At 56.8% G+C, this 8,779-nt stretch carries 8 protein-coding genes; 3 read left to right on the top strand and 5 right to left on the bottom strand.

All coding sequences use genetic code 11. The features are described 5' to 3' along the window. Window positions 1-34: 34 nt before the first annotated feature. Window positions 35-694 (bottom strand): histidine phosphatase family protein, encoded by a 660-nt coding sequence (locus ABNS66_RS06720; protein ID WP_286838873.1) that lies wholly within the window; start codon window positions 692-694, stop codon window positions 35-37. A gap of 106 nt (window positions 695-800) precedes the next feature. On the opposite strand from ABNS66_RS06720, the gene ABNS66_RS06725 reads away from it, so the two are divergent. Further along, on the top strand, window positions 801-1,736 hold the full coding sequence (locus ABNS66_RS06725; RefSeq protein WP_286695762.1) for a LysR family transcriptional regulator: 936 nt from the start codon (window positions 801-803) through the stop codon (window positions 1,734-1,736). On the opposite strand, the gene ABNS66_RS06730 is transcribed toward ABNS66_RS06725, so the two are convergent. Next, entirely contained in the window at window positions 1,733-3,880 is a 2,148-nt protein-coding gene (locus tag ABNS66_RS06730; RefSeq protein WP_286838876.1) for a 3-hydroxyacyl-CoA dehydrogenase NAD-binding domain-containing protein, read from the bottom strand. The two genes, ABNS66_RS06725 and ABNS66_RS06730, sit on opposite strands and share 4 nt — an antisense overlap. A 46-nt stretch (window positions 3,881-3,926) precedes the next feature. Then, window positions 3,927-5,135, bottom strand: a complete 1,209-nt coding sequence (locus ABNS66_RS06735) for an acetyl-CoA C-acetyltransferase (RefSeq protein WP_286838878.1) — start codon at window positions 5,133-5,135, stop codon at window positions 3,927-3,929. A 154-nt stretch (window positions 5,136-5,289) separates the two neighbouring features. Between ABNS66_RS06735 and ABNS66_RS06740 the strand changes: the two genes are divergently transcribed. Then, the gene (locus ABNS66_RS06740; protein ID WP_286838880.1) at window positions 5,290-6,333 is read left to right on the top strand and encodes an AraC family transcriptional regulator; all 1,044 of its coding nucleotides are present in this window, start codon (window positions 5,290-5,292) and stop codon (window positions 6,331-6,333) included. A gap of 82 nt (window positions 6,334-6,415) precedes the next feature. Then, a complete protein-coding gene (locus ABNS66_RS06745; protein WP_286838882.1) occupies window positions 6,416-7,966 on the top strand; it encodes a long-chain-fatty-acid--CoA ligase in 1,551 nt (516 codons plus the stop codon). Window positions 7,967-8,046: 80 nt separating this feature from the next. Here ABNS66_RS06745 and ABNS66_RS06750 read toward each other — a convergent pair whose 3' ends face one another. After that, the gene (locus ABNS66_RS06750) at window positions 8,047-8,484 is read right to left on the bottom strand and encodes a YtoQ family protein (protein WP_027875003.1); all 438 of its coding nucleotides are present in this window, start codon (window positions 8,482-8,484) and stop codon (window positions 8,047-8,049) included. 118 nt (window positions 8,485-8,602) lie between these two features. Beyond that, window positions 8,603-8,752, bottom strand: a complete 150-nt coding sequence (locus ABNS66_RS06755) for a YdeI/OmpD-associated family protein (RefSeq protein WP_348655282.1) — start codon at window positions 8,750-8,752, stop codon at window positions 8,603-8,605. Window positions 8,753-8,779 lie beyond the last annotated feature (27 nt).

Raw genomic sequence — 8,779 nt, forward strand, 5'->3', positions numbered from 1 at the left:
TGGGCCGCAGCCCTGGCCAATGCGGTGTAGGTAATTAGGTATAGGTAATTAAGTGGCGGTCCTGCGGGCGCTCCAAATGGGGAACGCCATTGAAGCTGTTTAGCTGGAAGCTGCCCGCCTTGCAGAAGTACTGACTGATGCCGGTATTTTTCGCCTGCAAATTCAACTGGATCATGGTGTTCACATCCAAGGTGAGCACCTCGCGCAATATCGCACTGCTCGCCCCACCGGAGGTCACCACCAATACGCGGCCGCGCTGGCTGCCAATTTCCATCATGGTGTCTCGCACCCGCTGTTCAAACTGTTGCCAGCTTTCGCTGACGCCCGCTATTTCATCCCGGCTCCATGCCAGCAGTGCGCGGCGCAGTAAGCGGTAAAAATCGCGGGCGTCGTTCAGGTCAATGTCGTCGTCGAGGCTGGGTAAATACGCATCAACCAAGGAGTGGAAGTCATATTCGTTTAACCCCGGCAATACGGTGGCCTCGGGTGTCGTGGCCAACACATCCTTCACGCCGGCCAGCGTTTCGCGGTGGCGGCGCATACTGCCGGTATAGACCGCATCAAAATGCAGATCGCGGCCGTGGCAGTATTCGCCCAGCAAACGCGACTGCTCCCAGCCAACCTCGGTTAAGCGGTCGTAGTCATCGGTGCCAAAGGCTGCCTGACCATGCCGCACGACATACACTTCGCTCATATCGCCTCCTGAACATCTACACGGAGTCTACCCAGCCGATAATAATTAAAGAAATTTATTTTTCTTATCGGTTATCATCATCGAAACTTATAGCAAGGTGAGCGATATGAACCTCTCTCGCATCGACCTAAACTTATTTATCGTCTTTGATGCCATCTACACCCACCACAGCCTCACGCGTGCAGCGGGTGTTTTACATGTCACCCAGCCCGCCGTTAGCAATGCACTCACGCGACTGCGCAACACCCTCGACGACCCATTGTTCGTGCGCAGCCCGCAGGGCATGAGCCCGACACCGCTGGCCCGGCAGTTGATCACGCCGATCCGCGACGCCTTGCAAGGCCTGGAACAGTGCGTACAAACCCGCCAGCAATTCGATGCTGCAACGGCAAAACAAACGCTGCGCCTGCATACCACCGAGCAGGCCGAAATCTTCCTACTCCCTCGCCTGTTGGAACGGCTGGCCAAACACGCGCCCGGCATCAACCTGGAAGTGGAATTTATGCGCCGACGGGAAATCCCGCTGGCACTGGCGGCTGGCGAACTGCAGCTCGCGATTGACGCGCCGCTGATCAACCACAGCGAACTGGTATCGAAACCCCTTCGCCGCGACCACTACGTTTGCGTGATGCGCCGCGACCATCCGCTCGCCAAACACGAGCTGAGTCTGGAGGACTTTCTGGCCGCGCGTCATATTCATATCTCCAGTCGCAGCCGCGGCTCGGGGCATATCGATCTGGCGCTGCGCAGCCTTGGCCACCAACGGCGTATCGCCCTGCGCCTGCAACACTACTCCAGCCTGCCATCCCTGCTGGCACGCAGCGATGACCTTGCGGCCATTCCCCAGAGCCTGGCCCAACTTGGGCCCTGGCACAGCAAGCCCCTGCCCTTCGACTGCGCCGCTTTGGAATTGCATATGTTCTGGCACAAAAATGCCGACCACGAACCCAGCATTAACTGGCTGCGGGAACAGCTTGTGCAGTGTTGCGAAGAATTAGAGAAAGAGCTGCCGGAGAACGCCGGCAGCTCATCGTCGGCTTAGGCGAAGGTCTCGCCTTTTTCAGCCTTATCGAGCAGGACTTGCGGTGCAGCGAAGCGCTCGCCGTAGCGGCTTTCCAGCTCGGCCAAACGCGTGGCAAAGGCTTTCAAGCCGTAGGTGTTTACGTACTGCAAAACACCCCCGGTGTGAGGCGGGAAACCAATGCCCATAATCGAGCCGATGTTGGCATCCGCCACTTGGTTCACCACGTTTTCTTCGTAGCAGCGCAGCGACTCAACAATCTGCCTAAACAGCAAACGATCTTTAATATCGTCTACGGGCAGGTCCACCTCGGGCTTGTGGTACAGCGAGTAAAGCTCCGACCACAACTGCTTTTCGCCACCCTCGGGGTAGTCGTAGTAACCGCCGCCATGGGCGCGGCCGCCGCGGCCGTATTCATTCAGCATTTTGCTGGCAATGCGGTAGCTGGCCGTTTCTCCGGCAAACTTGTCGCCGAGGCGCTCGTCTAGTTCGCGATTCGTTTCGCTCACCTTCACCGCCAATTGCTGGCTCACTTCGTCTTGCACGGCGAGCGGGCCAACCGGCATACCCACAGCGCGACCCAGGTTTTCGATCAATACCGGATCAACACCTTCTTCAATGAGTTGCGCCCCTTCCTCAATGTAGGTAGCGAATACGCGCGAGGTAAAGAAGCCACGCGAGTCGTTGACCACAATCGGCGTTTTGCGAATCTGCTGAGCATAGTCAAACGCGCGCGCCAGGGTTTCATCAGAGGTCTGCTCACCGGTAATAATTTCCACCAGCGGCATCTTGTCGACGGGCGAGAAGAAGTGAATACCGATGAAGTTCTCGGGGCGTTTTGCCGGCTCTGCCAGCAGGGTGATAGGCAGGGTTGAGGTGTTTGAGCCCCACACGCCGTTTTCAGCCAGCTTGCCCTGCAACTCTTCCGTGATCTTATGTTTGAGGTCAACGTTTTCAAACACCGCCTCAATAATCAGGTCGCAGCCTTCGAGCAGGTCAGCATTATCAGTAGGGGTAATCAAGCCCAGCACTGACGCTTTTTTCTCTTCGGTCATGCGTCCACGGGCAACACGCTTGGTCAGCAGTGTATCGCTGTAGGCCTTACCCTTATCCGCTGCATCCTGGCTGATATCTTTAAGGATGACTTCAATGCCAGCCATCGCCGACACATAGGCGATCCCCTGCCCCATCATACCGGCGCCGAGAATACCGACTTTCTTCACAGCGGTTTTCTCGATGCCTGCCGGACGACTGCCGCCGCCGTTCACCTGATTCATTTGCAGGAAGAAGCTCATCAGGTTTTTGGCAACTGGCGTGGTCACCAAGCCGACAAAAACCCGCGCCTCAATTTCCATTGCGGTGTCGAAATCGACACGCAAGGTGTCGGCAACCACGTCCAAAATCTTAACGGGCGCTGGCACCAAGCCCCGCGTTTTTTGGAACAGCATGGGGTTGGCACCCTGCAACATTTGGGTGATCTTGGGGTTCTTGGCGTTGCCACCAGGAATTTTAAAGCCCTTCACATCCCAGGGGTTCATCGCCTCTGGGTTGGCTTTGATCCACGCCTTGGCTTTGCTGATCATGCTTGGCACATCGTCAGCCAGCTCTTCAACCAAACCGGCTTCCAGTGCTTTCTTGGCATTAAAGCGGGTGCCTTCCAGCAGCGGCATAATGGCGCGCTCAACACCAAATTTATTCACCATGCGCACGATACCGCCACCGCCAGGCAGCAGACCCAGGCTCACTTCCGGCAGGCCCACTTGCACGGCCTTGCTGTCGAGTGCAACGCGGTGGTGACAGGCCAGGCAAATCTCGTAACCGCCGCCGAGCGCCGCACCGTTAATGGCGGCAACCACTGGGCGACCCAGTTTCTCCATGCGGCGCAGCATACCTTTGATATTGAGGTTCATCTCAAACATTTCTGCCTCGCCCTCACCGGGCTTCAGGCTGAGCATGCTTTTGATATCGCCGCCGGCAAAGAAACTGCTTTTTGCAGATGTGAGCACCACACCGGCAATGGATTCACGCTCCGCTTCCAGGCGGTCAATGGTCTCGCCCATCAGCGCTACATATTCGTCGTTCATCGCATTGACCGGACCGCTCATGTCCATAGTCACCGTTACGATGTTGTCGCTATCTTTTTCGTAGTTGAATGTTCCAGTCATCGGACTTACCTATTCTGTTAAATCTGAAAAATGCGGGGCTGCGCGCTTACACTCGCTCAACAATCGTTGCGATACCCATACCGCCGCCCACACACAAGGTCACCAAGCCAAAGCGCTGTTGGCGACGCTCCAGTTCATCCAGCACTGTGCTGATCAGCATGGCACCGGTCGCGCCCAGGGGGTGCCCCATTGCAATGGCGCCACCGTTTACATTGATCTTTTCCCAGGGGGCTTGCGTGTCTTTTTGGAAACGCATCGCCACTGACGCAAACGCTTCGTTGATTTCAAACAGGTCGATCTGATCGATCGTCATACCGGCTTTTTCCAGTACCTTAAATGTGGCGGGGCCAGGGCCCGTCAACATAATGGTAGGCTCGGTTCCGGTAACCGCTGTCGCCACTACGCGGCCGCGGGGCTTCAGCCCCAGTTTGGCGCCCGCCGCTTCGCTGCCGATCAATACCGCGGCTGCGCCGTCGACAATACCTGAGGAGTTACCCGCGTGGTGAACGTGATTAATACGCGCAACGTGGGGGTATTTGCTCAAGGCGATATCGTCAAAACCCATGCCGCCAAGCATCTCAAAGGATGGCTTCAGCGCGCTTAGGCTCTCTACGGTGGTACCCGGCTTGATAAAGTCGTCGCGCTGCAAAATGACCATGCCGTTGCCGTCTGTTACCGGAATTACCGAGCCGTCAAAGTAACCGGCCTCGCGGGCCGCCGCTGCGCGCTCTTGTGAGCGAACCGCAAAGGCGTCAACGTCTTCGCGGCTAAAGCCTTCCATTGTTGCAATCAAGTCTGCGCCCACACCCTGGGGAACAAACGCAGTATCCGATGCGGTTTGCGGGTCTTCACCCCAGGCGCCGCCGTTAGCACCCATGGGCACGCGCGACATGCTTTCCACGCCACCGGCAACCACCAGCTCTTCCCAGCCCGAGGCAATCTTCATCGCCGCCAGGTTTACGGCCTCAAGGCCAGATGCGCAGAAGCGGTCCAGCTGAACACCGGCCACTGACTCATCCCAGCCCGCCTTCATCACCGCGGTTTTCGCAATACAGGAACCCTGCTCACCCACTGGCGTTACACAGCCCATGACTACGTCATCCACCAGGGCGGTATCTAAACCGTGGCGGTCACGCAGGCCGTTTAGCAGGCTAGCAAGAAGATCGACGGGCTTCACCTGACTCAGGGGCGAACCCATTTTGCCTTTGGCACGCGGTGTTCTTACCGCGTCGTAGATAAAAGCACTGTTGCTCATGATGGTTCTCTCACTTTGCATGAAAATCGTGCACCAAAGATTGGACGCGGGGGGCCGCCTGAACAATGATCTGCTGTGACAGACGATAGACATTTTCTTACAGGTCGACGTAGACTGGCGCGCCAAGACAAAAGAATGACGGAGCGCCAAAGTAGTGAATGTCAGTGACCACCGCACGATTTCTGCCGCCTTTGTGCGGGCCATCGGAGCGCGCCAGCCCCTGTCGGCAAACCAACAATCGGCGCTGCTCGCCGAGTGCGACATTCCTGAAAGCGTGCTCACCAGCGACCGCGCCCGCATACGCCCGGCCCAGTTCGCACGCCTCATTGAAGCCGTCACCGAGCTGAGCGGTGACGAGTCACTCGGCTACAACAAACACCCTCAAAAACCGGGTACGCTGTTGGCGCTAATGCGCTATGCCCACAACAGCGAAGACCTGCTTCAGGCATTTGAAAGACATATCGAACTGTTCAACCTCTTCGACTTTGGTTACAAGGTCAGCCTGCAACAGCGTGACGACTACGCCTTTTATCGACTGAGCCCGGAGCCGGGCTTTGAATTAACACCGTGGACCTGCGAGCAGCATATGTTGATGCACCACCGCTATTTTTGCTGGTTGTGTGGCACGCGGCTGCCCCTGCTTCGGGTCAACCTGCACTACCCCGTACCTCGCCACCGCGATGAATACCACTACCTGTTTCATACAGAAACGCGCTTCGCCCAAGCCCACACAGACTTTGTGTTTGCTCGCCGCTTGCTCAGCCTGCCGATAGTACGCAGCGCCGCCGAGCTGGAAGAGTTCCTGCCTCGGGTTCCCTATGAACTCATGCATATGCCCGACCAAGACGGCAGCTATACCGAGCAGATCAGGCGCTATTTAAAGAAGTCGCTGCCGCAGCTCCCCAACTACGAACACATTGCCGAGGCACTCGGTATCGGCGCACAAACACTGCGGCGACGGCTCGCTCAGGAAGGCTGCGACTACCGCCAGCTCAAGCACGAATTACTGCGCGACCTCGCCATCGATTTACTCGCCGACCCGGAGCTGGATATCAAAAGTATTTCTTATCAACTCGGCTTCTCTGAGCCCAGTGCTTTTATCCGCTCTTTCAAAAAGTGGACCGGCAGCAGCCCCGGCGAGTACCGACGCAACAACACAATTAGCACCGAGCAAGACACAGTCAAACCGCTGCCATAACAGGCTGGCAAAACGCGCTGAGGCGTTTTACATTGATAGCCGCGAGCAAATAATACTGATAACACGCCAAGGAGCTCCGGCTATGAAGATTCACCAGTTCGTCGACTATCACGCGCGGGTGCGTGCTAGCAGCGACTGCATCATTTACCAAGACACCGTCCTCAGCTACGGCGACATTACCGAGCAATCTCACCGCATTGCTGCAGGGTTACTGGCGCGGGGCATTGAACCCGGCGACCGCATCGCCATCATGTGTCAAAACTGCCCGGACTTTCTCACCGTGCTGCTGGCCTGCAGCCGCATTGGCGCGGTGTTATGTGCGGTAAATTACCGCCTTGCCCCCGAAGAAATTCGCTACGTTGTGCAAGACAGCGAAGCAAAATTACTGATTGTTGCCGACGAGGAACTGGCCACTTTGAGCGACGCTGTGCAACAAGCCCAGCCCGAGCTGAATATTCTGGCCAGCCACAACCAAAGCTGGACAGAGTGGCTGTCCTCGCTGAGCGATGCTGGCGAGGTCGATAACAGCAGCGACAGCTCGGCAGCGCTACTCCAGCTCTACACCAGCGGCACCACCGGCCGCCCCAAAGGGGTGGTGCTCAGCCAGCGAAACATCTTGTCGCTGTACTGCATGACCAGCGCGTCCTGGGAGGTTAAGTCCGGGCCTGGCGGCCGCGATCTCGTTAGCGCGCCCAACTTCCATATCGGCGGTGCAGGTACACTGATCCTGCCGGTGTTATCCGGCGCCAGCGTGGTACTGCACAAGACCTTCGACCCCTTTAAAATCGCAGAAGATCTTGAGCGTTATAAAATTGAAAACACCTTTATGGTTCCGGCGATGATCATGGCGCTGATCCATATGGTGCCGGACCTGCGCCAACGCGACTTCAGCCACCTGCGGCAAATTGTGTACGGCGCCTCGCCCATCAACAGTGCACTGTTGCAGGCGGCGATGGAGGTATTCGACTGTAATTTCTATCAGGTATACGGCATGACCGAGACCTGCGGCGCTGTCGTGTCACTCTCGGCAGACGATCACCGCCGCGCAGCGAACGACGCCCCCGAACTGCTCGCCTCCTGCGGCCGGCCCCAAGCGGGCGTTGACGTAAAAGTGGTCGACCGCGACGGCAACCCACTACCCAATGGCGAAACCGGCGAACTGCTCATCCGCTGCGACGCCAACATGATGGAATACTACAACCGCCCCGACGCGACCGCCGAAACCCTGGCCGGCGGCTGGGTGCACACCGGCGACTCGGCAGTGATCGACGAGCACGGTTATATTTTCCTGCGAGACCGCATTAAAGACATGATTATTAGCGGCGGCGAAAATATCTATCCTATCGAGATCGAAAACGCCCTCAGCCAACATCCGGCCGTGGCAGATGTTGCCGTGGTGGGCATTCCCTGTGAAAACTTTGGCGAAACGCCACTGGCCTGCGTGGTGCTGGCCGAGGGCAAGCAGCTAAACGAGGCGGAGATGATCGAGTTCTTACGCAATGACCTGGCAGGCTACAAAATTCCTCGCCAGCTCAAAGTGTTTGCCGAACTGCCGAGAAACCCAACCGGGAAAATTCTGAAAAAAGTGCTGCGCGAACCCTACTGGGAAAACCAGGAACGGGCGATTAACTAACGCCAGGCTTGAAATGAAGGTGAGCTGGCGCAGTTACCCACCGCGACAGCTCAGCCTTCACCCCTCAAAACACGAACAACCTACGACTCAGCAACAATGTAGGTCAGCATCTCCACTACCTGCTCTGGTGTCGTCGCCCAGGCATACGCGGCGGCATCCACCTCTTTCAATGGGTGAATAATCTCCTCACCGTGCAGCGTGATATAGGGCTTACCCTTCGCCGCGCAGTATCCCGCATCAAAGGCCGCGTTCCACTGCTTATACTTGTCGCCAAAGCGGATTACCGCGATATCGCACTGCTCGATAAGCGTGGATATCCGCATCGCATTCACCTTTGCCGACTTGTGATCGCGCCAAAAACTGTTCTCCTCCGCGCCCAACACATCACCCGCGGCATCACTGGCCTCATGATTCGTCACCGCCGATGAAAACGTAATACCACTGCCCTTGCAGCCAGCAATAATTTGCTCCCGCCAGTCTGTATGGATTTCGCCGGAAAGATAGACATTCAATTTCATGTTAACAGCCCTGGAGATCGATTTAGAGAAAGAAGTGATACGCAAAAGAAGCGCGAATGGTATCGGAATCTGGGCTGACCAGCCAAGCGCCATCAACAAACCGATGGCCACCTTACAGTTACTTCGGCTTTTCCTCGTTCGCCAGCATGGTTAGGTATTTGGCAAAACGCCGCTGCCGCGTCTCCGGCTTTTTCGCACTCAGCAAATCGTAGGCAATCACAAAACGGCTCGCTTTATTCAGCTGACCTTTCCCCAGAGTTAGTACCACAGCCCCGATGAGATTATCCAAAAGTTA

It is taken from the genome of uncultured Spongiibacter sp. (genome assembly GCF_964011655.1).
GTDB classification, from domain to species: domain Bacteria; phylum Pseudomonadota; class Gammaproteobacteria; order Pseudomonadales; family Spongiibacteraceae; genus Spongiibacter; species Spongiibacter marinus.